Genomic DNA, 24,853 nt, shown 5'->3' with positions numbered 1-24,853 from the left:
GTACCCCTTACTTAGCAGCTTTTTTACGAGGCGCTGGTGCTTGTGGTTTCAGTTCTTCTTGGCGACCACCAATTACTTCGCCTTTGAAAATCCAAACCTTCACACCGATCACACCGTAAGTGGTGTGAGCTTCGTAGGTGGCATAGTCGATATCGGCACGCAGGGTGTGCAGTGGCACACGACCTTCGCGATACCATTCAGTACGTGCGATTTCAGCACCGCCGAGACGACCGCTCACTTGGATCTTGATGCCTTTGGCACCAATGCGCATGGCGTTCTGTACGGCGCGCTTCATGGCGCGACGGAACATCACACGACGCTCCAGCTGCTGAGCTACGCTCTGAGCTACCAGCATACCGTCGAGTTCCGGCTTGCGGATCTCTTCGATGTTGATGTGCACAGGCACACCCATTTGCTTGGTCAGGTCCTGACGCAGTTTCTCAACATCTTCACCTTTCTTCCCGATAACGATACCTGGACGAGCGGTGTGGATGGTGATGCGTGCAGTTTGGGCCGGACGATGGATATCGATACGGCTAACGGACGCGCTTTTTAGTTTGTCTTGGAGGTACTCACGCACATTCAGATCTGCGAGCAAATAGTCCGCATAAGTCCGACCGTCTGCGTACCAGACGGAGGTGTGCTCCTTGACGATTCCCAGGCGAATGCCAGTGGGATGTACTTTCTGACCCATCTGATCGACTCCGTTACTTGTCCGCAACCTTGACAGTGATATGGCAAGACCGCTTGACGATGCGATCAGCGCGGCCTTTGGCACGCGGCATGATGCGCTTCAGCGAACGCCCTTCGTTGACGAAAACGGTGGAGACCTTCAGGTCATCAACGTCTGCGCCTTCGTTATGCTCGGCGTTGGCTACGGCCGACTCGAGGACTTTCTTCATGATTTCAGCAGCTTTCTTGCTGCTGAAAGCCAACAGGTTGAGCGCTTCGCCCACCTTCTTCCCGCGGATCTGGTCGGCGACCAAGCGGGCTTTCTGGGCGGAGATTCGAGCGCCCGACAACTTAGCGGCTACTTCCATTTCCTTACCCCTTAACGCTTGGCTTTCTTGTCAGCCACGTGCCCACGATAAGTGCGGGTACCGGCAAACTCGCCCAGTTTATGGCCGACCATGTCTTCGTTCACGAGAACGGGGACGTGTTGGCGACCGTTGTGTACCGCGATGGTCAGACCGACCATTTGTGGCAGGATCATGGAACGGCGCGACCAGGTCTTAACTGGTTTGCGATCGTTCTTTTCCGCCGCCACTTCGATCTTCTTCAGTAGGTGAAGATCGATAAAAGGACCTTTTTTCAGAGAACGTGGCACTGTCGTATCCCTCTATTTACTTGCGACGACGGACGATCATGTTGTCGGTACGCTTATTACCACGAGTCTTCGCGCCCTTAGTCGGGAAGCCCCATGGCGATACCGGATGACGACCACCGGAGGTACGACCTTCACCACCACCATGTGGGTGGTCAACCGGGTTCATGGCAACACCACGAACGGTTGGGCGAACGCCACGCCAGCGTTTGGCACCAGCTTTACCCAGCGAACGCAGGCTGTGCTCGGAGTTCGAGACTTCACCCAGGGTCGCACGGCATTCAGCCAGGACTTTACGCATTTCACCAGAGCGCAGACGCAGGGTCACATAGACACCTTCGCGAGCGATCAGCTGAGCCGAAGCACCAGCGGAACGAGCGATCTGTGCACCTTTGCCCGGCTTCAGTTCGATGCCGTGAATGGTGCTACCCACTGGGATGTTGCGCAGTTGCAGGGAGTTGCCTGGCTTGATTGGAGCCAGAGCGCCTGCGATCAGCTGGTCGCCAGCAACAACGCCTTTAGGGGCGATGATGTAGCGGCGCTCGCCGTCTGCGTAGCACAGCAGTGCGATGTGAGCAGTACGGTTTGGATCGTATTCGATACGCTCGACAGTGGCGACGATGCCATCTTTGTCGTTGCGACGGAAATCGACCATACGGTAATGCTGCTTATGACCACCACCTACGTGACGAGTAGTGATGCGGCCATTGTTGTTACGACCACCAGACTTCGATTTCTTCTCGAGCAGCGGTGCGTGAGGAGCGCCTTTATGCAGCTCCTTGTTGACCACCTTGACCACGAAACGGCGGCCAGGGGAAGTCGGTTTGCATTTAACGATTGCCATGATGCACCCCTTCCTTACTCAGCACTGCTGCTGAAATCGAGATCTTGGCCTGGCTGAAGCGAAACGATCGCTTTCTTCCAGTCATTGCGCTTGCCCAGACCACGTGCGGTACGCTTGGTTTTACCCAGAACGTTTACAGTCGACACGTTTTCGACTTTTACGCCGAACAGGCCTTCGACAGCTTTCTTGATTTCCAGCTTGGTTGCGTCAGTAGCAACCTTGAATACGAACTGGCCTTTTTTCTCAGCCAGAACGGTAGCCTTCTCGGAAACATGCGGGCCAAGGAGGACTTTAAATACGCGTTCCTGGTTCATCCCAGCAGCTCCTCGAATTTCTTCACGGCCGACACAGTGATCAACACTTTGTCGTATGCGATCAGACTGACCGGATCGGAACCCTGGACGTCACGTACGTCGACGTGCGGCAGGTTACGAGCAGCCAGGTACAGGTTCTGATCAACAGCGTCCGAAACGATCAGTACGTCGCTCAGACCCATGCCGTTCAGCTTGTTCAGCAGGTCTTTGGTTTTCGGTGCTTCAACAGCGAAGTCCTGAACCACGACCAGACGGTCGGTACGCACCAGCTCAGCGAGGATGGAACGCATTGCTGCGCGGTACATCTTCTTGTTGAGCTTCTGCGAGTGATCCTGAGGACGAGCTGCGAAAGTGGTACCACCGCCACGCCAGATTGGGCTACGGATAGTACCGGCACGAGCACGGCCAGTGCCTTTCTGACGCCATGGGCGCTTACCGCCACCAGCAACGTCGGAACGGGTTTTCTGCTGCTTGGTGCCTTGACGGCCGCCGGCCATATAGGCCACGACTGCTTGGTGTACCAGCGTCTCGTTGAATTCGCCGCCGAAAGTCAGTTCGGAAACTTCGATCGCTTGAGCGTCATTTACATTTAGTTGCATGTCAGCTTCCCCTTAACCGCGAGCCTTGGCAGCCGGACGCACAACCAGATCGCTGCCAGTTGCGCCTGGAACGGCACCCTTGACCAGCAACAGATTGCGTTCAGCGTCGACGCGCACTACTTCGAGGGACTGAACGGTCACGCGCTCGGCGCCCATGTGACCGGACATTTTCTTGCCCTTGAATACACGACCAGGAGTCTGGCACTGGCCGATAGAGCCCGGGACGCGGTGGGAGACGGAGTTACCGTGGGTGTTATCTTGACCGCGGAAATTCCAACGCTTGATGGTACCGGCAAAGCCTTTACCCTTGGACTGGCCGGTAACGTCTACCAGCTGACCTGCAGCGAAGATTTCAGCGTTGATCGAATCACCGGCCTGGAACTCACCTTCTTCAAGGCGGAATTCCCAGACACCGCGACCCGCGGCAACGTTCGCTTTAGCGAAGTGACCTGCTTGAGCAGCAGTCACGCGCGAAGCGCGACGCTCACCGACAGTGACTTGCACTGCACGATAGCCATCGGTTTCTTCAGTTTTGAACTGGGTGACGCGATTCGGCTCGATCTCAATGACCGTGACCGGAATGGAGACACCTTCTTCGGTGAAAATACGGGTCATACCGCATTTACGACCGACTACACCAATAGTCATGTTGTAAACCTCATGAGTGTACGGGGCTTTCACCCGCTATGGCCGCCCATTTCAGAGCGTTACACGACTAAGACCGAGTCTTAGCCGAGGCTGATCTGCACTTCCACACCGGCCGCAAGATCAAGCTTCATAAGAGCATCAACGGTTTTATCCGTTGGCTGGACGATGTCCAGAACGCGCTTATGAGTACGGATCTCGTACTGGTCACGCGCGTCTTTGTTGACGTGCGGGGAGACCAGAACGGTGAACCGCTCTTTACGGGTAGGCAGTGGAATTGGACCACGCACTTGAGCGCCAGTACGTTTCGCGGTTTCCACGATTTCCTGGGTGGATTGGTCGATCAGGCGATGGTCAAAAGCCTTCAACCTGATACGGATTTGCTGATTTTGCATTGGATTTCAGACTCCAGGCTGCTATTCCCACCGGGCGCACTACGCCCGTTAAAAGGAGGCGTGATTCTATAGAGGGCCCCACCGAGTGTCAACCCAATAAAAAAGCCCCCGCTGAGCGGGGGCCTTTTTAAGCGATCAACGATTACTCGATGATTTTGGCTACGACGCCGGCGCCGACGGTACGACCGCCTTCACGGATAGCGAAACGCAGACCGTCTTCCATCGCGATGGTTTTGATCAGGGTAACTGTCATTTGAATGTTGTCACCTGGCATTACCATTTCAACGCCTTCTGGCAGCTCGCAGTTACCAGTCACGTCAGTAGTACGGAAGTAGAACTGTGGACGGTAGCCTTTGAAGAACGGAGTGTGACGGCCGCCTTCTTCTTTGCTCAGAACGTAAACTTCTGCGGTGAACTTGGTGTGCGGTTTGACCGAACCTGGCTTGACCAGAACCTGGCCACGCTCAACGTCGTCACGCTTGGTGCCGCGCAGCAGCACGCCGCAGTTCTCGCCAGCACGACCTTCGTCCAGCAGCTTGCGGAACATCTCAACACCGGTGCAGGTGGTGGTGGTGGTGTCACGCAGACCAACGATTTCCAGAGCGTCTTGAACGCGGACGATACCACGCTCGATACGACCGGTAACAACGGTACCACGACCCGAGATCGAGAATACGTCTTCGATTGGCATCAGGAACGGCTTGTCGATAGCGCGCTCAGGCTCTGGGATGTAGCTGTCCAGAGTCTCAACCAGCTTCTTGACAGCGGTGGTGCCCATTTCGTTGTCGTCTTTGCCTTCCAGGGCCATACGAGCCGAACCGATGATGATCGGAGTGTCGTCGCCTGGGAAGTCGTAGGTGGACAGCAGGTCGCGAACTTCCATCTCGACCAGTTCCAGCAGCTCAGCGTCGTCTACCAGGTCAGCCTTGTTCAGGAAGACCACGATGTACGGAACGCCAACCTGACGGGACAGCAGGATGTGCTCACGGGTTTGTGGCATCGGACCATCGGCGGCCGAGCAAACCAGGATCGCGCCGTCCATCTGGGCAGCACCGGTGATCATGTTCTTCACGTAGTCAGCGTGACCTGGGCAGTCAACGTGAGCGTAGTGACGAATGTTCGAGTTGTACTCGACGTGCGCGGTGTTGATGGTGATACCGCGAGCTTTCTCTTCTGGAGCGCTGTCGATCTTGTCGAATTCGACGACGGCCGAACCGAAAACTTCGGAGCAGACGCGAGTCAGAGCTGCGGTCAGAGTGGTTTTACCGTGGTCAACGTGACCGATGGTGCCAACGTTGACGTGCGGAAGGGAACGATCAAATTTTTCTTTAGCCACGACAGTGAACCTCTTGCCTAAAGGGCTGGATTAGCCTTGTTTTTTAACGAGTGCTTCGACGATATTCGACGGAGCTTCGGCGTATTTGGAGAATTCCATGGAGTAGCTCGCGCGACCCTGAGACATGGAACGAACGTCGGTCGCATAACCGAACATTTCTCCGAGCGGAACTTCAGCACGGACAACCTTGCCGGACACCGAATCTTCCATACCCTGGATCAGACCACGACGACGGTTCAGGTCACCCATCACGTCACCCATGTAGTCCTCAGGGGTCACAACTTCTACCTTCATGATCGGCTCAAGCACTTTACCGCCGCCTTTGGCTGCGAGTTGCTTGGTCGCCATGGAGGCCGCCACCTTGAACGCCATCTCGTTGGAGTCGACGTCGTGGTAGGAACCATCAAACACGGTTGCCTTCAGGCCGATCAGCGGATAGCCGGCAACGATGCCGTTCTTCATCTGCTCTTCGATACCCTTCTGGATCGCCGGGATGTATTCCTTAGGAACCACACCACCTACAACCTCGTTGGTGAATTCCAGGCCTTCGGTGATGTTGCCCTGGGCGTCCACTGATGGCTGCGAGAAGCGAATCCAGCAGTGACCGAACTGACCGCGACCACCGGACTGACGAACGAACTTACCTTCGATCTCGACGTTGTCCTTGGTGATCTGCTCGCGGTACGAAACCTGTGGCTTACCAATGTTGGCTTCGACGTTGAACTCGCGCTTCATGCGGTCAACGAGGATGTCCAGGTGAAGCTCACCCATACCGGAGATGATGGTCTGGCCGGTTTCTTCGTCGGTTTTGACGCGGAACGACGGGTCTTCCTGAGCCAGTTTGCCCAGTGCGATACCCATCTTCTCCTGGTCTTGCTTGGTCTTCGGCTCAACAGCTACCGAAATCACAGGCTCCGGGAAGTCCATACGCTCGAGGATGATCGGCTTGTCGGCGTTGCACAGGGTGTCACCAGTGGTGACGTCCTTCATGCCGATCAGAGCAGCGATGTCGCCTGCCAGTACTTCTTTGATTTCTTCACGCTGGTTGGCGTGCATCTGCACCATACGACCAACGCGTTCTTTCTTGCCCTTGACCGAGTTGATCACGGAGTCGCCGGACTGCAGCATACCCGAGTAAACGCGGACGAAGGTCAGAGTACCCACGAACGGGTCGGTGGCAATCTTGAACGCCAGAGCCGAGAACGGCTCGTTGTCGTCTGCATGACGCTCGTCGTAGTCGGCGTCAACCAGCTCGTCTTTCGGCTTCTCGATCAGATCAGGGTGGATACCCTTGATCGCCGGGATTTCGGTCGGAGCAGGCAGGAAGTCGATGACGGCGTCGAGAACCAGGGGAACGCCCTTGTTCTTGAACGAAGAACCGCAGACAGCCGGAACGATCTCGCTGGCCAGGGTGCGCGCACGCAGACCGGCTTTGATTTCTTCGACCGACAGCTCACCTTCTTCAAGGTACTTGTTCATCAGCTCTTCGTTGGCTTCGGCAGCAGCTTCTACCATGTTCGCGCGCCATTCTTCGGCCAGCTCGAGCATGTCCGCAGGAATCTCTTCCTCACGGTAGGTAGTGCCTTTGTCGTCTTCGTTCCAGTAGATAGCCTTCATCTTGATCAGGTCGACCTGACCCTGGAAGTTATCTTCCGAACCGATAGCCAGCTGAACAGGAACCGGGGTGTGACCCAGACGGTTCTTGATCTGACCTACGACGCGCAGGAAGTTGGCACCGGCACGGTCCATCTTGTTCACGTAAACAACACGTGGAACGCCGTACTTGTTGGCTTGACGCCATACGGTTTCGGACTGTGGCTCAACGCCGGAGGTGCCGCAGAAAACAACGACCGCGCCGTCGAGTACGCGCAGCGAACGTTCTACTTCAATGGTGAAGTCAACGTGGCCGGGGGTATCGATGACGTTTACGCGGTAGTTGTCGTACTGGCCACGGGAACCCTGCCAGAAGGTGGTGACAGCAGCGGAGGTAATGGTAATACCCCGCTCCTGCTCCTGCACCATCCAGTCGGTGGTCGCGGCGCCGTCATGCACCTCGCCCATCTTGTGGCTCAGGCCTGTGTAGAACAGGATCCGCTCGGTAGTGGTAGTTTTGCCCGCGTCAACGTGCGCGCAAATACCGATGTTACGGTAGCGGTTGATTGGTGTAGTACGAGCCATAGAGCCCTCGCAAAAATAGTGATGCCAGAATTAGAAGCGGTAGTGCGAGAACGCTTTGTTGGCTTCGGCCATACGGTGTACGTCTTCACGCTTCTTGACTGCAGCACCTTTGCCTTCAGCAGCATCCAGCAGCTCGCCGGCCAGGCGCAGAGCCATGGACTTCTCGCCACGCTTGCGGGCGTAGTCTACCAACCAGCGCATTGCCAGGGCGTTACGACGGGATGGACGAACTTCAACAGGAACCTGGTAAGTGGCACCGCCAACACGGCGCGACTTAACTTCGACCAGCGGAGCGATGGCGTCGAGAGCTTTCTCGAAGATTTCCAGGGGATCGCTGTTCTTGCGTTCTTTGACCTTGTCCAGCGCACCGTAAACGATACGCTCGGCAACGGCCTTCTTGCCGCTTTCCATCACGTGGTTCATGAACTTGGCGAGGATCTGGCTTCCGTATTTTGGATCGTCCAGAATCTCACGCTTGGCTGCTACACGACGTCTTGGCATTGATAAGCCCTCAAACGGTCTTCAGGTTAGCCCGGGACAGTGCCCCCTAAGGGTGCGTGCCCGACCTTACTCTTATCGACTCAATAAAATGAATAACTGCAAACTGCTGCAAACGGCCGATTACTTCGGACGCTTGGTACCGTACTTCGAACGACCTTGGTTACGACCTTTGACGCCGGAGGTATCCAGGGAGCCGCGAACGGTGTGGTAACGAACACCTGGCAAGTCTTTTACACGGCCGCCACGGATCAGGACGACGCTGTGCTCTTGCAGGTTGTGGCCTTCACCACCGATGTACGAGGAAACCTCGAAACCGTTGGTCAGACGCACACGGCAAACTTTACGCAGTGCCGAGTTAGGTTTTTTCGGCGTGGTGGTGTACACACGGGTGCACACGCCACGACGTTGCGGGCAGTTCTGCAGCGCAGGAACGTCGGATTTCTCGACGATACGCTTACGCGGCTGACGTACCAGCTGGTTGATAGTTGCCATCTACTAGCTCCACTGTTGTCTTGCGACGCTATTGTCTTGCAAGAAAAGCAAAAATTGGCAGGACGGAGTCCCACCAAATTTAGGGGTACAAGAGTCTAAAGAGGATCTTGCCCCCAGTCAAGACAAGGCCCCGGCCCTCCCCTTCCGATCATCGGCAACAAATTATGTCGCCGATGGCCAAAACAGGTTTGCCGGGGCCCTATCCTACTTTCAGTTACCGCTGGAATTCAGCGCTTCGGTCAGTGCGGCTTCCACCTCACTGGCACTTACGCGCAGCGGCTTGTCGGCATCACGGCGACGCTTGCGCTCGCTGTGGTAGGCCAGACCGGTACCGGCCGGGATCAGACGACCCACGACCACGTTTTCTTTCAGGCCGCGCAGGTAATCGCGCTTGCCGGTTACCGCCGCTTCGGTCAGTACGCGGGTGGTTTCCTGGAAGGAAGCCGCCGAGATGAACGATTCGGTGGACAGCGAGGCCTTGGTGATACCCAGCAGTACGCGAGTGAACTTGGAGACAAACTTGTCTTCCGCGCCAAGGCGCTCGTTCTCTACCAGTACCTGGGTCAGCTCCATCTGGTCGCCCTTGATGAAGCTGGAGTCACCCGACTCGGCAATCTCGACCTTGCGCAGCATCTGACGCAGGATGGTTTCGATGTGCTTGTCGTTGATCTTAACGCCTTGCAGACGGTAAACGTCCTGAATCTCGTTGACGATGTACTTGGCCAGCGCGCTGACACCCAGCAGACGCAGGATGTCGTGCGGATCGCTCGGACCGTCGGAGATAACTTCGCCGCGGTTCACTTGTTCGCCTTCGAAGACGTTCAGGTGACGCCACTTCGGAATCAGCTCTTCGTACGGATCGCTACCGTCGTTCGGGGTGATGACCAGACGGCGCTTGCCCTTGGTCTCTTTACCGAAGGCGATGGTGCCGCTGACTTCAGCCAGAATCGAGGCTTCTTTCGGACGACGGGCTTCGAACAAGTCGGCAACCCGTGGCAGACCACCGGTGATGTCACGGGTCTTCGACGTTTCTTGCGGGATACGCGCGATAACGTCACCGACGCCGATCTGGGCACCGTCAGCCACACCAACCAGGGCGTTGGCCGGCAGGAAGTACTGAGCCGGTACGTCGGTACCTGGCAGCAGCAGATCCTTGCCGTTGGCGTCGACCATCTTGATTGCAGGACGGATTTCCTTACCTGCAGCCGGACGGTCTTTGACGTCCAGAACTTCAATGTTGGTCAAACCAGTCAATTCGTCAGTCTGACGCTTGATGGTGATGCCTTCTTCCATGCCCACGAAGGTCACGGTACCTTTCATTTCGGTAACGATCGGGTGGGTGTGCGGGTCCCACTTGGCGACGATTGCGCCAGCGTCGACCTTGTCGCCTTCCTTCACCGAAATCACTGCACCGTAAGGCAGCTTGTAGCGCTCACGCTCACGACCGAATTCGTCGGCAATCGCCAACTCACCGGAACGCGATACGGCAACCAGGTTACCGTCGGCACGCTCAACCTGTTTCAGGTTGTGCAGGCGAACCATACCGCCGTTCTTCACCTGGACGCTGTCGGCAGCCGAGGTCCGGCTTGCAGCACCACCGATGTGGAACGTACGCATGGTCAGCTGGGTACCCGGCTCACCGATCGACTGGGCAGCGATAACGCCGACTGCTTCACCGATGTTCACCTGGTGACCGCGAGCCAGGTCGCGACCGTAGCACTTGGCGCAGATGCCGTAGCGGGTTTCGCAGCTGATTGGCGAACGCACGATCACTTCGTCGATGCTGTTCAGCTCGATGAACTCGACCCACTTCTCGTCGACCAGGGTACCGGCCGGAACGATAACGTCGTCGGTGCCTGGCTTGAACACGTCACGGGCGATAACACGACCCAGTACACGCTCACCCAGAGGCTCTACAACGTCGCCGCCTTCAATGTGCGGCGTCATCAGCAGGCCTTGCTCGGTGCCGCAGTCGATCTCGGTAACCACCAGATCCTGGGCTACGTCTACCAGACGACGAGTCAGGTAACCGGAGTTCGCGGTTTTCAACGCGGTATCCGCCAGACCCTTACGAGCACCGTGAGTCGAGATGAAGTACTGGAGTACGCTCAGACCTTCACGGAAGTTCGCGGTGATCGGCGTCTCGATGATCGAGCCGTCCGGTTTGGCCATCAGACCACGCATACCGGCCAGCTGACGAATCTGAGCTGCCGAACCCCGGGCACCGGAGTCAGCCATCATGTACATCGAGTTGAAGGACTCTTGCTCGACTTCGTCGCCATTGCGGTCGATGACTTTCTCTTTCGAGAGGTTGGCCATCATCGCCTTGGAGACTTCGTCGTTCGCCTTGGACCACAAGTCGATGACTTTGTTGTACTTCTCGCCCTGGGTTACCAGGCCGGAGGCGTACTGGCTCTCGATCTCTTTCACTTCGTCGGTAGCGGTACCGATGATGCGGGCTTTTTCATCCGGGATAACGAAGTCGTTAACACCGATGGAAACGCCGGAGATGGTCGAGTAGGCAAAACCGGTGTACATCAGCTGGTCAGCGAAGATCACGGTCTCTTTCAGACCAACCACGCGGTAGCACTGGTTGATCAGCTTGGAGATCGCCTTTTTCTTCATTGGCTGGTTGACCACGTCGTACGACAGACCTGGTGGTACAACCTGGAACAGCAGCGCACGGCCGACAGTGGTGTCGACGATACGGGTGTTCTTGACGCTGCCGCCATCACGATCGTTAACGGTTTCGTTGATACGAACCTTGATCTTGGCGTGCAGGGCAGCTTCGCCGGCGCGGAATACGCGGTCGACTTCCTGCAGGTCGGCGAATACGCGACCTTCGCCCTTGGCGTTGATGGCTTCACGGGTCATGTAGTACAGACCCAGTACAACGTCCTGCGACGGAACGATGATTGGCTCACCGTTGGCTGGCGACAGAATGTTGTTGGTCGACATCATCAGCGCGCGTGCTTCAAGCTGGGCTTCCAGCGTCAGCGGCACGTGAACGGCCATCTGGTCACCGTCGAAGTCGGCGTTGTACGCAGCACAGACCAGCGGGTGCAGCTGGATAGCCTTACCTTCGATCAGTACCGGTTCAAAGGCCTGGATACCCAGACGGTGAAGGGTCGGTGCACGGTTGAGCAGTACGGGGTGTTCGCGAATCACTTCGGCGAGAACGTCCCAAACCTCTGGCAGCTCGCGCTCGACCATCTTCTTGGCGGCCTTGATGGTGGTCGCCAGACCACGCATTTCCAGCTTGCCGAAAATGAACGGCTTGAACAGCTCGAGAGCCATCTTCTTCGGCAGACCGCACTGGTGCAGACGCAGGGTCGGACCTACGGTAATTACCGAACGGCCGGAGTAGTCAACACGCTTACCGAGCAAGTTCTGACGGAAACGACCTTGCTTACCCTTGATCATGTCGGCCAGGGATTTCAGAGGACGCTTGTTCGAACCGGTGATGGCACGACCGCGACGGCCGTTATCCAGCAAGGCGTCGACCGCTTCCTGCAGCATGCGCTTTTCGTTGCGCACGATGATGTCCGGCGCGGACAGGTCGAGCAGGCGCTTCAGACGGTTGTTACGGTTGATCACCCGACGATACAGGTCGTTCAGGTCGGAAGTCGCGAAGCGACCGCCATCCAGCGGAACCAATGGACGCAGGTCTGGCGGCAGAACCGGCAGAACGGTCAGGACCATCCACTCAGGCAGGTTGCCCGAGCCCTGGAAGGCTTCCATCAGTTTCAGACGCTTGGACAGCTTCTTGATCTTGGTTTCCGAGTTGGTCTGCGGAATCTCTTCGCGCAGGCGACCAATCTCGTGCTCCAGGTCGATAGCGTGCAGCAGCTCGCGGACAGCCTCGGCACCCATGCGGGCGTCGAAGTCATCGCCGAACTCTTCCAGCGCTTCGAAGTACTGCTCGTCGTTGAGCAGCTGGCCTTTTTCCAGGGTGGTCATGCCCGGGTCGATAACGACATAGCTCTCGAAGTAGAGAACGCGTTCGATATCACGCAGGGTCATGTCCATCAGCAAGCCGATACGGGACGGCAGCGACTTCAGGAACCAGATGTGGGCAACCGGCGAAGCCAGTTCGATGTGCGCCATGCGCTCACGACGCACCTTGGCCAGGGCGACTTCAACGCCGCACTTCTCGCAGATCACACCGCGGTGTTTCAGGCGCTTGTACTTACCGCACAGGCACTCGTAGTCCTTGACTGGGCCAAAAATCTTGGCGCAGAACAGGCCGTCACGCTCAGGTTTGAACGTACGGTAGTTGATGGTTTCCGGCTTTTTAACTTCACCGAACGACCACGAACGGATCATCTCAGGCGAGGCCAATCCGATACGGATGGCGTCGAACTCTTCGACTTGACCCTGGTTTTTCAGCAAATTCAGTAGGTCTTTCAAGGCCTTTCCTCCTGGCGGAGCAGGGAGCGGGCTTTTCAGCCACGCTCCCGATTCGCGTCACGTGTTATTCGGTTTCCAGATCGATATCGATACCGAGCGAACGGATCTCTTTGATCAACACGTTGAAGGACTCGGGCATGCCCGGCTCCATACGGTGATCGCCGTCCACGATGTTTTTGTACATCTTGGTCCGACCGTTCACATCGTCCGACTTCACTGTGAGCATTTCTTGCAGGGTGTATGCCGCGCCGTATGCTTCCAGCGCCCACACTTCCATCTCCCCGAAACGCTGACCACCGAACTGCGCCTTACCACCCAGCGGCTGCTGGGTAACCAGGCTGTAAGAACCAGTGGAACGCGCGTGCATCTTGTCGTCCACCAAGTGGTTCAGCTTGAGCATGTACATGTAACCAACGGTCACATGACGCTCGAACTTGTTACCAGTACGACCGTCGAACAGCTGCATCTGACCGCTTTCTGGCATATCTGCCAGTTTCAGCATGGCCTTGATCTCGCTTTCCTTGGCACCGTCGAAGACTGGAGTGGCCATTGGCACACCGCCTTTGAGGTTGTTCGCCAGGTCCAGGATTTCCTGGTCGGAGAAGGTCTCCAGTTGCTCCTGACGACCACCGATTTCGTTGTAGATCTCGGTGAGGAACTTGCGCAGCTCGATGACCTTGCGCTGCTCTTCGAGCATGCGGTTGATCTTCTCGCCCAGACCCTTGGCCGCCAGGCCCAGGTGGGTTTCGAGGATCTGACCAACGTTCATACGCGATGGTACACCCAGTGGGTTGAGTACTACGTCGACCGGAGTGCCGTTGGCGTCGTGCGGCATGTCTTCGACCGGCATGATCACCGAGACCACACCTTTGTTACCGTGACGACCGGCCATCTTGTCGCCCGGCTGGATGCGACGACGGATTGCCAGGTAGACCTTGACGATCTTCAGTACGCCCGGTGCCAGGTCATCGCCCTGCTGCAGCTTGCGTTTCTTGTCTTCGAACTTGTCGTCCAGCAGACGGCGACGATCAACGATGTAGGCCTGGGCCTTCTCGAGCTGCTCGTTCAGCGCGTCTTCGGCCATGCGCAGTTTGAACCACTGGCCGTGCTCCAGACCGTCGAGGACTTCGTTGGTGATCACAGTGCCTTTTTTCAGGCCTGCACCACCGTCGACAACCTGACCGTTCAGAGCCGAACGCAGACGCTCGAAGGTTGCGCCTTCGACGATGCGGAACTCTTCGTTGAGGTCCTTGCGGATCTCGTCCAGCTGCATCTTCTCGATGGACAGCGCACGGCTATCGCGCTCGACGCCATCACGGGTGAAGACCTGTACGTCGATGACGGTACCTTTGGTGCCGGTAGGCACGCGCAGGGAGGTGTCTTTAACGTCGCTGGCCTTCTCACCGAAGATCGCACGCAGCAGTTTTTCTTCCGGCGTCAGCTGGGTTTCGCCTTTTGGCGTGACCTTGCCGACCAGGATGTCGCCGGCGCCAACTTCAGCACCCACATAAACGATACCGGCTTCGTCCAGCTTGTTCAGCGCAGCTTCACCGACGTTCGGGATATCCGCGGTGATTTCCTCTGGGCCAAGCTTGGTGTCACGGGCCACACAGGTCAGTTCCTGGATGTGGATCGTGGTGAAGCGGTCTTCCTGAACCACACGCTCGGACAGGCAGATGGAGTCTTCGAAGTTGAAGCCGTTCCATGCCATGAACGCGATGCGCATGTTCTGACCCAGTGCCAGCTCACCCATGTCGGTGGACGGGCCGTCGGCCATGATGTCGCCACGCTGAACCGCGTCACCCTTGTTCACCAGCGGACGCTGGTTGATGCAGGTGTTCTGGTTCGAACGGGTGTATTTGGTCAGGTTGTAGATGTCGACACCGGCTTCACCGGTTTCAACTTCGTCATCGGCAACACGAACCACGATACGGCTGGCATCGACGGAGTCGATCACGCCACCACGACGAGCTACGACGCAAACGCCGGAGTCACGGGCAACGTTGCGCTCCATGCCGGTACCGACCAGCGGCTTGTCGGCACGCAGGGTTGGTACAGCCTGACGCTGCATGTTCGAACCCATCAACGCACGGTTGGCGTCGTCGTGCTCGAGGAACGGAATCAGCGACGCTGCGACCGAAACTACCTGCTTGGGCGAAACGTCCATCAGGGTGACGTCTTCCGGCGCCTTGACGGTGAATTCGTTCAAGTGACGAACAGCTACCAGCTCGTCGATCAGGTGCTTCTTCTCGTTCATCGTGGCCGAAGCCTGGGCGATGACGTGATCAGCTTCTTCGATCGCCGACAGGAACACGATGTCGTCGGTAACCACGCCCTCTTTCACCACGCGGTACGGGCTTTCCAGGAAGCCGTACTGGTTGGTGCGAGCGTACGCAGCCAGGGAGTTGATCAGACCGATGTTCGGACCTTCAGGGGTCTCGATCGGGCACACACGGCCGTAGTGGGTCGGGTGTACGTCACGGACTTCGAAGCCTGCGCGCTCACGGGTCAGACCACCAGGGCCGAGTGCGGAGACACGACGCTTGTGGGTGATCTCGGACAGCGGGTTGTTCTGGTCCATGAACTGCGAGAGCTGGCTGGAGCCGAAGAACTCTTTCACCGCCGCCGCAACCGGCTTGGCGTTGATCAGGTCCTGAGGCATCAGGCCTTCGCTTTCAGCCATCGACAGACGCTCTTTGACCGCGCGCTCTACACGCACCAAGCCAACGCGGAACTGGTTTTCGGCCATCTCGCCAACACAACGGACGCGACGGTTACCCAGGTGGTCGATGTCGTCGACGATGCCTTTGCCGTTACGGATGTCGACCAGGGTCTTGAGGACCTCGACGATATCTTCCTTGCTCAGCACGCCCGAACCTTCGATCTCGGTGCGACCGATACGACGGTTGAACTTCATGCGGCCAACGGCCGACAGGTCGTAACGCTCGGCGCTGAAGAACAGGTTGTTGAACAGGGTCTCGGCGGCATCCTTGGTTGGCGGCTCGCCAGGACGCATCATGCGATAGATCTCGACCAGCGCTTCCAATTGGTTGCTGGTGGAGTCGATCTTCAGGGTATCCGAGATGAACGGACCGCAGTCGATGTCGTTGGTGTACAGGGTCTCGATGCGAACAACCTGGGCCTTGGCGATTTTCACCAGGACGTCGGTGCTCAGCTCGGTGTTGCACTCAGCCAGGATCTCGCCGGTAGCCGGGTGCACGATCGCCTTGGCGGTAGTGCGGCCCAGGACGTATTCCAGCGGCACGTCCAACTGCTTGACGCCAGCTTTTTCCAGCTGGTTGATGTGGCGAGCGGTGATACGACGACCTTGCTCGACGATGACCTTGCCGGTTTCGTCGTGGATGTCCATGACCGCAACTTCACCACGCAGGCGCTGAGGCACCAGCTCCAGGCTGAGCTTCTCGCCCGACACGTGGAAGACGTTGGTGGTGTAGAAAGCGTCCAGCACTTCTTCAGTGCTGTAGCCCAGGGCGCGCAGCAGAACCGATGCAGGCAGCTTGCGACGACGGTCGATACGGACGAATACACAGTCTTTCGGATCGAATTCGAAGTCCAGCCACGAGCCGCGGTAAGGAATGATCCGCGCCGAGTACAGCAGTTTGCCAGAGCTGTGCGTCTTGCCGCGGTCGTGATCGAAGAACACGCCCGGCGAACGGTGCAGCTGGGAAACGATAACACGCTCGGTACCGTTGATTACGAAGGTACCGTTTTCAGTCATCAGGGGGATTTCACCCATGTAGACTTCTTGCTCTTTGATGTCCTTGATCGCTTTGTTCGACGATTCTTTGTCGAAAATGATCAGGCGGACTTTTACCCGCAGCGGAACCGCGTAGGTCACGCCACGCAGTACGCATTCTTTGACATCAAAAGCCGGTTCGCCCAGACGATAGCCAACGTACTCCAGGGCAGCATTGCCGGAGTAGCTGATGATCGGGAAAACCGATTTGAAGGCCGCATGCAGGCCCACGTCGCGGAACTGATCTTTGGTCGCTCCCGCTTGCAAGAATTCACGATACGAATCCAGCTGGATGGCCAGGAGGTAAGGCACATCCATGACGTCCGGCAACTTGCTAAAGTCCTTGCGGATACGTTTTTTCTCAGTGTATGAGTAAGCCATCAGCGTTCCCCAGCTTGGTCACCTGCTTGTTTGGCTTCTCCCGACGGGAGCAGCCAGAAAATCGTGCAAACCCCTTGGTTTGCGCCACCATCATTGGCGGTTGCAGCTCGTTATCGGCGCCGACCTGGTCAGCTGCCAATAACGGAAAAAGGCCGGTGGCAAGAGCCACCAGCCATCAGCCGTTTGCTTAGCGCTCGGGCTGGAGTCGCAAAGTCGAAATTACTTGAGTTCGACTTTAGCGCCTGCTTCTTCCAGCTTCTTCTTGGCGTCTTCAGCGGCTTCTTTCGAAACGCCTTCAGCGACAACCTGAGGAGCGCCGTCAACTTTCTCTTTGGCTTCTTTCAGGCCCAGACCGGTCAGTTCACGAACGGCCTTGATCACGTTGACTTTCTTCTCGCCGGCTTCAACCAGAACAACGTTGAATTCGGTTTGTTCTTCAACAACGGCAGCGGCAGCAGCTGGGCCAGCAGCGGCAACAGCAGCGGTAACACCGAAGGTTTCTTCCATTGCTTTGATCAGCTCAACAACTTCCAGAACGGTTTTCTGGCCGATTGCTTCGATGATTTGTTCGTTAGTCAGAGACATGACTTGAATCCTGTATTGGGGTGACAGCTTACGCAGCCATCAAATTAAACATATGATTTTGAAAGGGCTTGCGGTGCCTTAGGCAGCAGCAGCTTCTTTCTGGTCGCGAACGGCTGCCAGGGTACGAGCCAGCTTGCTGGTAGCGCCTTGGATCACGCTCATCAGCTTCGCAATGGCCTCGTCGCGGGTCGGCAGGGTAGCCAACACGTCGATCTGGTTAGCGGCAAGGAACTTGCCATCAAACGCAGCTGCCTTGATCTCGAACTTGTCCTGACCCTTGGCGAACTCTTTGAACAGACGAGCAGCAGCGCCCGGGTGTTCGTTGGAGAAAGCGATCAGGGTCGGGCCGGTGAAGGCGTCGTTGAGGACACTGAATTCAGTGTCAGCAACAGCGCGCTTGAGCAGGGTGTTACGTACGACACGTACGTATACGCCAGCTTCACGAGCCTCTTTACGGAGTCCGGTCATTGCGCCTACAGTCACACCACGGGCATCAGCCACGACAGCGGACAGAGCGACTTTGGCAGCCTCGTTGACTTCAGCGACGATGGCCTTCTTGTCTTCGAGTTTAATTGCCACGGGTTTAACTCCTGCTTGTTACCGTTTCATCTGGCCGAAGCCGGATGTCGTTTTGGTGTCTGATTCGGTAAGGAACCGGGAGCACCATCTGCGTAGGCTTGAGGTTTAAGGCTTGCGCCGCCTACGGTCTTGGATAGCCCCCGCCAGGCAGGGACCCCAATTTTTTCAACCTGGCGCGATCGCTCGCACCGGGCTTTGTCTTACGCGCTCAGCGAGCTCTGGTCGATGACCAGACCTGGGCCCATGGTGGTGCTCAGGGTAACGCGCTTGACGTAGATACCTTTCGAGGAAGCTGGCTTGATACGCTTCAGATCAGCGATCAGGGCTTCAACGTTTTCCTTCAGCTTGCCAGCTTCAAAGCCGACTTTGCCAACGGAGGTGTGGATGATGCCGTTTTTGTCGGTGCGATAACGAACCTGACCAGCCTTGGCGTTCTTAACCGCGGTGGCTACGTCTGGAGTTACGGTACCGACTTTCGGGTTAGGCATCAGGCCGCGAGGACCCAGAACCTGACCCAGCTGACCTACAACACGCATTGCGTCCGGGGAAGCAATAACGACGTCATAGTTCAGGTCGCCGCCTTTCATTTCGGCAGCCAGATCGTCCATACCAACGCGGTCAGCGCCAGCAGCCAGAGCGGCTTCAGCAGCAGGACCCTGGGTGAAGACAGCTACACGTACGGTCTTGCCAGTGCCGTGTGGCAGCACGGTAGCGCTACGAACGACCTGGTCGGATTTACGTGGGTCAACACCGAGGTTGACAGCAACGTCGAAGGATTCGCTGAACTTCACGGTGGACAGTTCGGCCAGCAGTACTGCTGCTTCTTCGAAGTTGTAGACTTTGCCTGCTTCGATTTTCGAAGCAATGGCTTTTTGGCGCTTGGTCAGCTTAGCCATTACACACCCTCCACGTTGAGGCCCATGCTGCGAGCGGAACCGGCGATGGTACGCACGGCCGCATCCATGTCAGCAGCGGTCAGATCAGCATTTTTGGTTTTTGCGATCTCTTCCAGCTGAGCACGGGTCACAGTACCGACTTTAACGGTGTTCGGACGTGCAGAACCGCTGGTCAGGCCAGCTGCTTTCTTCAGCAGAACCGAAGCAGGGGTGCTTTTGGTTTCGAAGGTGAAGCTGCGGTCACTGTAAACAGTGATGATCACAGGAGTCGGCAGGCCGGCTTCTTGACCCTGAGTACGGGCGTTGAAGGCCTTGCAGAATTCCATGATGTTCACACCGTGTTGACCCAGTGCTGGACCAACGGGTGGGCTTGGGTTGGCCTGGCCGGCCTTTACTTGCAGCTTGATGTAAGCCTGAATCTTCTTAGCCATGAGCTACTCCAATATCGGGTACGAACGCCAGAAGGCTCCCCGGATGACTTGCGTTTTATCCCAGTGACGACAAAACCCCGCAGCACATAGGGCTGCGGGGTATGGGATGCTTTGTTCGGCTAGACCTTCTCGACCTGGCTGAACTCGAGCTCTACCGGGGTAGAGCGACCGAAAATAAGCACGGCCACTTGGATCCGGCTCTTCTCGTAGTTAACTTCTTCAACGGTACCGTTGAAATCAGCAAACGGACCGTCGATAACGCGGACCACTTCGCCCGGCTCGAACAGCGTCTTCGGCTTCGGCTTGTCGCTGCCATCGGCAACGCGACGCAGAATGGCCTCAGCTTCTTTGTCGGTGATTGGCGCAGGCTTGTCTGCAGTACCACCGATGAAGCCCATGACGCGAGGGGTATCCTTGACCAAGTGCCAAGTCCCTTCGTTCATGTCCATCTGGACCAGCACATAACCTGGGAAGAACTTACGCTCGCTTTTGCGCTTCTGGCCATTGCGCATCTCAACCACTTCTTCAGTGGGGACCAGAATTTCGCCGAAGCCATCTTCCATGCCAGCCAGCTTTACGCGCTCGATCAGCGAGCGCATGACATGCTTCTCGTAACCCGAGTAAGCATGCACAACGTACCAACGCTTAGCCACGGGACACCCTTAGCCAACAATCAAGGAAATCAACCAACCGAGCAGGGAGTCGAGACCCCACAGCAGCAACGCCATCACCAGGACAACCGCCACTACGATGAGTGTGGTCTGCGTGGTTTCTTGGCGGGTTGGCCATACGACTTTACGAATCTCGGTGCGAGCTTCCTTTGCCAGCGCAAAGAACGACTTGCCTTTGGCGGTCTGCAGGGCAACGAAGCCAGCTACAGCAGCAAAGACAAGAAGTGCGAGTACGCGGTACAGAACCGGCGAGGCGGAGTAATAGTGATTACCCACAACACCAACGACTACCAAAGCGACAACAGCCAGCCACTTGAGCAGATCAAAACGAGAGTCTTGGGCTTCAGCCTTGGGAGTCATCTAGGAAAATCCTGTGAAAAGAAAGCCAGACACACGAGGTGAATCTGGCAGGTCAGGAGGGAATCGAACCCCCAACCTACGGTTTTGGAGACCGTCGCTCTGCCAATTGAGCTACTGACCTAAAAGCTTATCAGGCCGACCATTATGCCGGCCTGATCGAGAGAAATCAACTACTTATTCGATAACTTTAGCTACGACACCAGCGCCGACGGTACGACCGCCTTCACGAATGGCGAAACGCAGGCCATCTTCCATCGCAATGGTTTTGATCAGGGTAACGGTCATTTGAACGTTATCGCCCGGCATTACCATTTCGACGCCTTCTGGCAATTCGCAGTTACCGGTAACGTCAGTCGTACGGAAGTAGAACTGCGGACGGTAGCCTTTGAAGAACGGAGTGTGACGACCGCCTTCTTCCTTGCTCAGAACGTAAACTTCTGCAGTGAACTTGGTGTGCGGCTTGACCGAACCCGGCTTGACCAGGACCTGACCACGCTCGACGTCGTCACGCTTGGTGCCACGCAGCAGCACGCCACAGTTCTCGCCAGCACGACCCTGATCGAGCAGCTTGCGGAACATCTCAACACCAGTACAGGTAGTGGTTTGAGTATCACGCAGACCGACGATTTCCAGCGGATCCTGAACGTTAACAACACCACGCTCGATACGACCGGTAACAACGGTGCCACGACCCGAGATCGAGAATACGTCTTCGATCGGCATCAGGAACGGCTTATCGATAGCGCGCTCAGGCTCTGGGATGTAGCTATCCAGAGTCTCAACCAGCTTTTTGACAGCGGTGGTACCCATTTCGTTGTCGTCTTTGCCTTCCAGGGCCATACGCGCCGAACCAATGATGATCGGAGTGTCGTCGCCAGGGAAGTCATAGGTGCTCAGCAGGTCGCGAACTTCCATCTCGACCAGTTCCAGCAGCTCGGCATCGTCTACCAGGTCAGCCTTGTTCAGGAAGACCACGATGTAGGGAACGCCAACCTGGCGGGACAGCAGGATATGCTCACGGGTTTGCGGCATCGGACCATCAGCGGCCGAGCAAACCAGGATCGCGCCATCCATCTGGGCGGCACCGGTAATCATGTTCTTCACATAGTCAGCGTGACCAGGGCAGTCAACGTGAGCATAGTGACGAATGTTCGAATCATACTCAACGTGCGCGGTATTAATGGTAATACCACGAGCCTTCTCTTCCGGGGCGCTATCGATCTTGTCGAAGTCGACCTTGGCCGAACCGAAAACTTCGGAGCAAACGCGAGTCAGCGCGGCAGTCAACGTAGTCTTGCCATGGTCAACGTGACCAATGGTGCCAACGTTTACGTGCGGCTTGTTACGTTCGAACTTTTCCTTAGCCATCGAGACTGTCCCCCGGTAGAAGTAATAAGCAGATCAAACAGACCATTAAAACAAAGGCAGATATTTTCATATCTGCCTTGTTATATGGAGCTCTTGAGCGGATTTGAACCGCTGACCTCACCCTTACCAAGGGTGTGCTCTACCAACTGAGCTACAAGAGCGTAACACTGTGCAACAACAGCAAACCTGGAGCGGGTAGCGGGAATCGAACCCGCATCATCAGCTTGGAAGGCTGAGGTTCTACCACTAAACTATACCCGCGGAGCTTGCGGCTCTCGCTAAAACTGGTGGAGGGAGAAGGATTCGAACCTTCGAAGCTCTCGCAACGGATTTACAGTCCGTCCCCTTTGACCGCTCGGGAATCCCTCCAGATTTGGCCGGCATTCTATGTAGATGCCGATCCAGTGTCAAGCGTTTTTTCAAATTTTTTCAATCAAATCTGAAACTTAGCTGCTTTGACACCGCCTCCAGCTCTACCACCTGAGTGGTGTTCCCTGTGAAGCGGGCGCCATTCTATCAAGCTATTCGCCAGTTGCAATACCCTCGCACAACATTATTTTATGTTTTAAGTCTTTGAAATCATGGGAAAGAGTCGTGAGCAGGGCTTGGTCCAGCAAACGCTGGCTCTGGGGCGCGACCTGCAGCCACAACCCCGTACTGTCACCGAGGCGACCAGTAACCGGAACAGCAGCAATATCCAGGCTCAACAGACGCTGACGCAATGCCTTGAGCTGCTCCTGAGCTGCCACCCCGCCCACGTAGAGGCACTCCTGGCCGCGCTCCGGGGCGGTCTTACCACTGGTGGACTCGCTCAGCAGGCGAATTCCCTGCTGATTTCCCTTGTAGAGCGACAACGGAGCCACTTCCTTGGCCTTCAACGGCGCTTCCTGCTGGTGCCAGACGTAATAAAAGACGTTGAGCACCACCAACAACAGAAACAACCAACGCATAGGCACCTCAATCCAGGGGACAAGCCATGGCCAGACCAACGAACACCAGGTCCGGCACCACCCGGGCCTGTGGCGCGGCCTCCTGCACCAGGAGCGCATCGCCCCCAGTTAGCAGCACAGTGAAATCATCACCCCACAGTCCCTGAGCGTATTCGAGCTGCGAGCGAACAAAGCCCTGCAGCATATGCACGCAACCACGCTCCACCGCCTCGACAGTAGAACGCCCAGGCGCCAGGCTCGACAATGCCCGTTCAGCCGAAGCATCGTCATAGCGGATGCGCCGAGTGTGGGTACGCAGCTGACTGCGCATCAACGGCATGCCCGGGCAAATGAAGCCACCCAGATGCTCGCCGTCGGCAGATACGAAGTCGGCCTTGGCCGCCGTACCAAAATCCATGACCAGGCAAGCGCCGCCCGCCAGGTGATAGCCCCCCAGAAGCGCTAGCCAGCGATCCAGACCAAGGCGCTGGTAGTCTTCGTAGCCATTACGCACACCACAGACCTCTTTGGCCGGCTGCGCCACCACAACATTCAGGCCAAAGTGCTGAGCGAGCAGCGCCGAAAGACCGGCGGTCTCCTCTTCACTTCTGACACTGACCAGGCGGCAACGCTTGGGCGCCTCAGGGAGCGCCATGACAGCCGCTACCAGGGCCTGATCGGAGTCCACTATGCCGCCGGCAACCACAGCACCCTGTGCAGCATGGATTACCCGCCACTTGATAAAGCTGTTGCCACAATCGAGCTCAAGAATCATCACGCAACCTCAAACTGAGCTCACCACCGCTAAAGCTCTTCTCAACACCATCAACCTCGAGGCGCAGCGCCCCTTGCCGGTCAATGCCTAGAACAATTCCGTCAATCCGGTTGACGCCGGCAATCAAGGACACCGCAGCCCCCTGCCACAGATGGGATTGTTCCCATTCGGCCTGGAACGCGGCGAAACCGGATTGCCGATGGCGCTGCAGATCCTGCTGCAGGTTCTGACTGAGCGCAGCCACCAGTTTATTACGATCGACTGCCACCCCTGTCTCACGACGCACAGACGTCCATAGCTGATCGATCTGCTCGTTGACCTGCATGTTGACGTTGATACCAATCCCCAGCACTACGTGACAGACATCCGCGGGATCTCCGACCAGTTCCAGGAGGATGCCAGCGATTTTCTGATTGTTTACCAGAACATCATTCGGCCATTTCAGTCCCGCACCGGCAACACCAAAGGCCTGCAGCGTACGCATTACCGCCAGGCCAACCACAAGGCTCAAACCTTCCAGCTGGCGCATGCCGCCTTCAATACGTAGCACCAGGCTGTAATAGAGGTTTTCCGCGAATGGGCTGACCCACTGCCGGCCACGCCGGCCACGCCCGGCCGCCTGACGCTCAGCCAGCACCAGGAACGGCGCAGCCTGGCCTTCGCTGATCGAGCGCAGGGCCTGGGCGTTGGTCGAGTCGATGGATTCGAATATCAACACTGGCCACTGTTCGCCTTGGAAAAGCTCGGCTATTGCCGACTCTTCCAGCAACGACAACGGCGTGGCCAACTGATAGCCGCGGCCACGGACTTTATGAATGGGCAGGTTCAACTCAGCCTCAAGAAGCTGCAATTGCTTCCAGACAGCGGCGCGACTGACGCCCAAGGCTGCGCCCAGGTCTTGCCCGGAATGGAACCGGCCATCCTTGAGGAGCTTCAACAACTTCAGCATGCCAATCTCGACTCACAATGAGGAGGGCATGATAGCCATGCAGGTGGGGATTGCATAGAAAACTGAGTTGCGGGAGCGGCAGTAGGAGCGCACAGAGGAAAATGTCAGAAAGACAAAACCCCTACCTGCGTACG

The 24,853-nt window shown here is 56.9% G+C and carries 24 protein-coding genes and 4 tRNA genes; all 28 read right to left on the bottom strand.

The window, feature by feature from the left end; genetic code table 11:
- Positions 1 to 7 precede the first annotated feature (7 nt).
- Entirely contained in the window at positions 8 to 694 is a 687-nt protein-coding gene (gene rpsC / locus UW3_RS0101150; protein ID WP_010220308.1) for a 30S ribosomal protein S3, read from the bottom strand.
- A gap of 13 nt (positions 695 to 707) precedes the next feature.
- Positions 708 to 1,040 (bottom strand): 50S ribosomal protein L22, encoded by a 333-nt coding sequence (gene rplV / locus UW3_RS0101145; protein WP_003103908.1) that lies wholly within the window; start codon positions 1,038 to 1,040, stop codon positions 708 to 710.
- Positions 1,041 to 1,051: 11 nt separating this feature from the next.
- On the bottom strand, positions 1,052 to 1,327 hold the full coding sequence (gene rpsS / locus UW3_RS0101140; protein ID WP_002555486.1) for a 30S ribosomal protein S19: 276 nt from the start codon (positions 1,325 to 1,327) through the stop codon (positions 1,052 to 1,054).
- 16 nt (positions 1,328 to 1,343) lie between these two features.
- Positions 1,344 to 2,168 (bottom strand): 50S ribosomal protein L2, encoded by an 825-nt coding sequence (gene rplB / locus UW3_RS0101135; RefSeq protein WP_010220307.1) that lies wholly within the window; start codon positions 2,166 to 2,168, stop codon positions 1,344 to 1,346.
- Positions 2,169 to 2,182: 14 nt separating this feature from the next.
- A complete protein-coding gene (gene rplW, locus UW3_RS0101130) occupies positions 2,183 to 2,482 on the bottom strand; it encodes a 50S ribosomal protein L23 (protein WP_010220306.1) in 300 nt (99 codons plus the stop codon).
- Positions 2,479 to 3,081, bottom strand: coding sequence for a 50S ribosomal protein L4 (rplD, locus tag UW3_RS0101125; protein ID WP_010220305.1), 603 nt, complete (start codon positions 3,079 to 3,081; stop codon positions 2,479 to 2,481). Before rplD ends, rplW begins: the two co-directional genes overlap by 4 nt.
- A 12-nt stretch (positions 3,082 to 3,093) precedes the next feature.
- Positions 3,094 to 3,729, bottom strand: a complete 636-nt coding sequence (gene rplC, locus UW3_RS0101120) for a 50S ribosomal protein L3 (protein ID WP_010220304.1) — start codon at positions 3,727 to 3,729, stop codon at positions 3,094 to 3,096.
- Positions 3,730 to 3,809: 80 nt separating this feature from the next.
- Positions 3,810 to 4,121 (bottom strand): 30S ribosomal protein S10, encoded by a 312-nt coding sequence (gene rpsJ / locus UW3_RS0101115; RefSeq protein WP_003186070.1) that lies wholly within the window; start codon positions 4,119 to 4,121, stop codon positions 3,810 to 3,812.
- 142 nt (positions 4,122 to 4,263) lie between these two features.
- Entirely contained in the window at positions 4,264 to 5,457 is a 1,194-nt protein-coding gene (gene tuf / locus UW3_RS0101110) for an elongation factor Tu (RefSeq protein WP_010220303.1), read from the bottom strand.
- Positions 5,458 to 5,487: 30 nt separating this feature from the next.
- A complete protein-coding gene (fusA, locus tag UW3_RS0101105) occupies positions 5,488 to 7,635 on the bottom strand; it encodes an elongation factor G (protein WP_010220302.1) in 2,148 nt (715 codons plus the stop codon).
- Positions 7,636 to 7,665: 30 nt separating this feature from the next.
- Complete coding sequence (gene rpsG, locus UW3_RS0101100; RefSeq protein ID WP_008089143.1) at positions 7,666 to 8,136, bottom strand: 30S ribosomal protein S7; 471 nt, start codon at positions 8,134 to 8,136, stop codon at positions 7,666 to 7,668.
- A gap of 120 nt (positions 8,137 to 8,256) precedes the next feature.
- Positions 8,257 to 8,628: a 30S ribosomal protein S12 gene (rpsL, locus tag UW3_RS0101095; RefSeq protein ID WP_003186084.1), complete on the bottom strand. Its 372-nt coding sequence runs from the start codon at positions 8,626 to 8,628 to the stop codon at positions 8,257 to 8,259.
- A gap of 210 nt (positions 8,629 to 8,838) precedes the next feature.
- Positions 8,839 to 13,038 carry a DNA-directed RNA polymerase subunit beta' gene (gene rpoC / locus UW3_RS0101090; protein WP_010220301.1) on the bottom strand — a complete coding sequence of 1,400 codons (4,200 nt, stop codon included), beginning with the start codon at positions 13,036 to 13,038 and terminating at the stop codon, positions 8,839 to 8,841.
- Positions 13,039 to 13,102: 64 nt separating this feature from the next.
- Positions 13,103 to 17,176 carry a DNA-directed RNA polymerase subunit beta gene (rpoB, locus tag UW3_RS0101085; RefSeq protein WP_010220300.1) on the bottom strand — a complete coding sequence of 1,358 codons (4,074 nt, stop codon included), beginning with the start codon at positions 17,174 to 17,176 and terminating at the stop codon, positions 13,103 to 13,105.
- 219 nt (positions 17,177 to 17,395) lie between these two features.
- Positions 17,396 to 17,761: a 50S ribosomal protein L7/L12 gene (rplL, locus tag UW3_RS0101080; protein ID WP_007957596.1), complete on the bottom strand. Its 366-nt coding sequence runs from the start codon at positions 17,759 to 17,761 to the stop codon at positions 17,396 to 17,398.
- A gap of 78 nt (positions 17,762 to 17,839) precedes the next feature.
- Positions 17,840 to 18,340, bottom strand: coding sequence for a 50S ribosomal protein L10 (gene rplJ, locus UW3_RS0101075; protein ID WP_010220297.1), 501 nt, complete (start codon positions 18,338 to 18,340; stop codon positions 17,840 to 17,842).
- 200 nt (positions 18,341 to 18,540) lie between these two features.
- On the bottom strand, positions 18,541 to 19,236 hold the full coding sequence (gene rplA, locus UW3_RS0101070) for a 50S ribosomal protein L1 (RefSeq protein WP_010220296.1): 696 nt from the start codon (positions 19,234 to 19,236) through the stop codon (positions 18,541 to 18,543).
- Positions 19,236 to 19,667 (bottom strand): 50S ribosomal protein L11, encoded by a 432-nt coding sequence (gene rplK / locus UW3_RS0101065; RefSeq protein WP_010220295.1) that lies wholly within the window; start codon positions 19,665 to 19,667, stop codon positions 19,236 to 19,238. The genes rplA and rplK overlap by 1 nt, the downstream gene beginning before the upstream one ends.
- A 119-nt stretch (positions 19,668 to 19,786) precedes the next feature.
- Positions 19,787 to 20,320, bottom strand: coding sequence for a transcription termination/antitermination protein NusG (gene nusG, locus UW3_RS0101060; RefSeq protein ID WP_010220294.1), 534 nt, complete (start codon positions 20,318 to 20,320; stop codon positions 19,787 to 19,789).
- 9 nt (positions 20,321 to 20,329) lie between these two features.
- On the bottom strand, positions 20,330 to 20,698 hold the full coding sequence (gene secE, locus UW3_RS0101055; RefSeq protein WP_010220293.1) for a preprotein translocase subunit SecE: 369 nt from the start codon (positions 20,696 to 20,698) through the stop codon (positions 20,330 to 20,332).
- A gap of 45 nt (positions 20,699 to 20,743) precedes the next feature.
- Positions 20,744 to 20,819: transfer RNA gene (locus UW3_RS0101050), tRNA-Trp, on the bottom strand.
- Positions 20,820 to 20,872: 53 nt separating this feature from the next.
- Complete coding sequence (gene tuf / locus UW3_RS0101045) at positions 20,873 to 22,066, bottom strand: elongation factor Tu (protein WP_010220292.1); 1,194 nt, start codon at positions 22,064 to 22,066, stop codon at positions 20,873 to 20,875.
- Between the two features lie 85 nt (positions 22,067 to 22,151).
- A tRNA-Thr gene (locus tag UW3_RS0101040) sits at positions 22,152 to 22,227 on the bottom strand.
- A gap of 26 nt (positions 22,228 to 22,253) precedes the next feature.
- Positions 22,254 to 22,327 (bottom strand) — tRNA-Gly (locus UW3_RS0101035).
- A 24-nt stretch (positions 22,328 to 22,351) separates the two neighbouring features.
- Positions 22,352 to 22,435, bottom strand: a tRNA-Tyr gene (locus UW3_RS0101030).
- Between the two features lie 152 nt (positions 22,436 to 22,587).
- Positions 22,588 to 23,016, bottom strand: a complete 429-nt coding sequence (locus UW3_RS0101025) for a hypothetical protein (protein ID WP_010220290.1) — start codon at positions 23,014 to 23,016, stop codon at positions 22,588 to 22,590.
- Positions 23,017 to 23,023: 7 nt separating this feature from the next.
- The gene (locus UW3_RS0101020; protein WP_010220289.1) at positions 23,024 to 23,770 is read right to left on the bottom strand and encodes a pantothenate kinase; all 747 of its coding nucleotides are present in this window, start codon (positions 23,768 to 23,770) and stop codon (positions 23,024 to 23,026) included.
- Complete coding sequence (birA, locus tag UW3_RS0101015; RefSeq protein WP_010220288.1) at positions 23,760 to 24,719, bottom strand: bifunctional biotin--[acetyl-CoA-carboxylase] ligase/biotin operon repressor BirA; 960 nt, start codon at positions 24,717 to 24,719, stop codon at positions 23,760 to 23,762. Before birA ends, UW3_RS0101020 begins: the two co-directional genes overlap by 11 nt.
- Positions 24,720 to 24,853: the final 134 nt, after the last annotated feature.

The organism is Pseudomonas donghuensis (assembly GCF_000259195.1).
Lineage (GTDB): Bacteria > Pseudomonadota > Gammaproteobacteria > Pseudomonadales > Pseudomonadaceae > Aquipseudomonas > Aquipseudomonas donghuensis.
This window is presented reverse-complemented; position numbering and strand designations above follow the sequence as displayed.

Bases quoted from the DNA above. Each gene is read 5' to 3' on its own strand.
- UW3_RS0101025 (WP_010220290.1), bottom strand. From the start codon at position 23,016: ATGCGTTGGTTGTTTCTGTTGTTGGTGGTGCTCAACGTCTTTTATTAC.
- rpsL (WP_003186084.1), bottom strand. From the start codon at position 8,628: ATGGCAACTATCAACCAGCTGGTACGTCAGCCGCGTAAGCGTATCGTC.
- fusA (WP_010220302.1), bottom strand. From the start codon at position 7,635: ATGGCTCGTACTACACCAATCAACCGCTACCGTAACATCGGTATTTGC.
- rplC (WP_010220304.1), bottom strand. From the start codon at position 3,729: ATGACTATTGGTGTAGTCGGTCGTAAATGCGGTATGACCCGTATTTTC.
- rpoB (WP_010220300.1), bottom strand. From the start codon at position 17,176: ATGGCTTACTCATACACTGAGAAAAAACGTATCCGCAAGGACTTTAGC.
- tuf (WP_010220292.1), bottom strand. From the start codon at position 22,066: ATGGCTAAGGAAAAGTTCGAACGTAACAAGCCGCACGTAAACGTTGGC.
- rplW (WP_010220306.1), bottom strand. From the start codon at position 2,482: ATGAACCAGGAACGCGTATTTAAAGTCCTCCTTGGCCCGCATGTTTCC.
- rpsG (WP_008089143.1), bottom strand. From the start codon at position 8,136: ATGCCAAGACGTCGTGTAGCAGCCAAGCGTGAGATTCTGGACGATCCA.
- rplB (WP_010220307.1), bottom strand. From the start codon at position 2,168: ATGGCAATCGTTAAATGCAAACCGACTTCCCCTGGCCGCCGTTTCGTG.
- secE (WP_010220293.1), bottom strand. From the start codon at position 20,698: ATGACTCCCAAGGCTGAAGCCCAAGACTCTCGTTTTGATCTGCTCAAG.
- rplL (WP_007957596.1), bottom strand. From the start codon at position 17,761: ATGTCTCTGACTAACGAACAAATCATCGAAGCAATCGGCCAGAAAACC.
- rplD (WP_010220305.1), bottom strand. From the start codon at position 3,081: ATGCAACTAAATGTAAATGACGCTCAAGCGATCGAAGTTTCCGAACTG.
- rplV (WP_003103908.1), bottom strand. From the start codon at position 1,040: ATGGAAGTAGCCGCTAAGTTGTCGGGCGCTCGAATCTCCGCCCAGAAA.
- rpsJ (WP_003186070.1), bottom strand. From the start codon at position 4,121: ATGCAAAATCAGCAAATCCGTATCAGGTTGAAGGCTTTTGACCATCGC.
- rplA (WP_010220296.1), bottom strand. From the start codon at position 19,236: ATGGCTAAGCTGACCAAGCGCCAAAAAGCCATTGCTTCGAAAATCGAA.
- UW3_RS0101020 (WP_010220289.1), bottom strand. From the start codon at position 23,770: ATGATTCTTGAGCTCGATTGTGGCAACAGCTTTATCAAGTGGCGGGTA.
- rplK (WP_010220295.1), bottom strand. From the start codon at position 19,667: ATGGCTAAGAAGATTCAGGCTTACATCAAGCTGCAAGTAAAGGCCGGC.
- rpsC (WP_010220308.1), bottom strand. From the start codon at position 694: ATGGGTCAGAAAGTACATCCCACTGGCATTCGCCTGGGAATCGTCAAG.
- birA (WP_010220288.1), bottom strand. From the start codon at position 24,719: ATGCTGAAGTTGTTGAAGCTCCTCAAGGATGGCCGGTTCCATTCCGGG.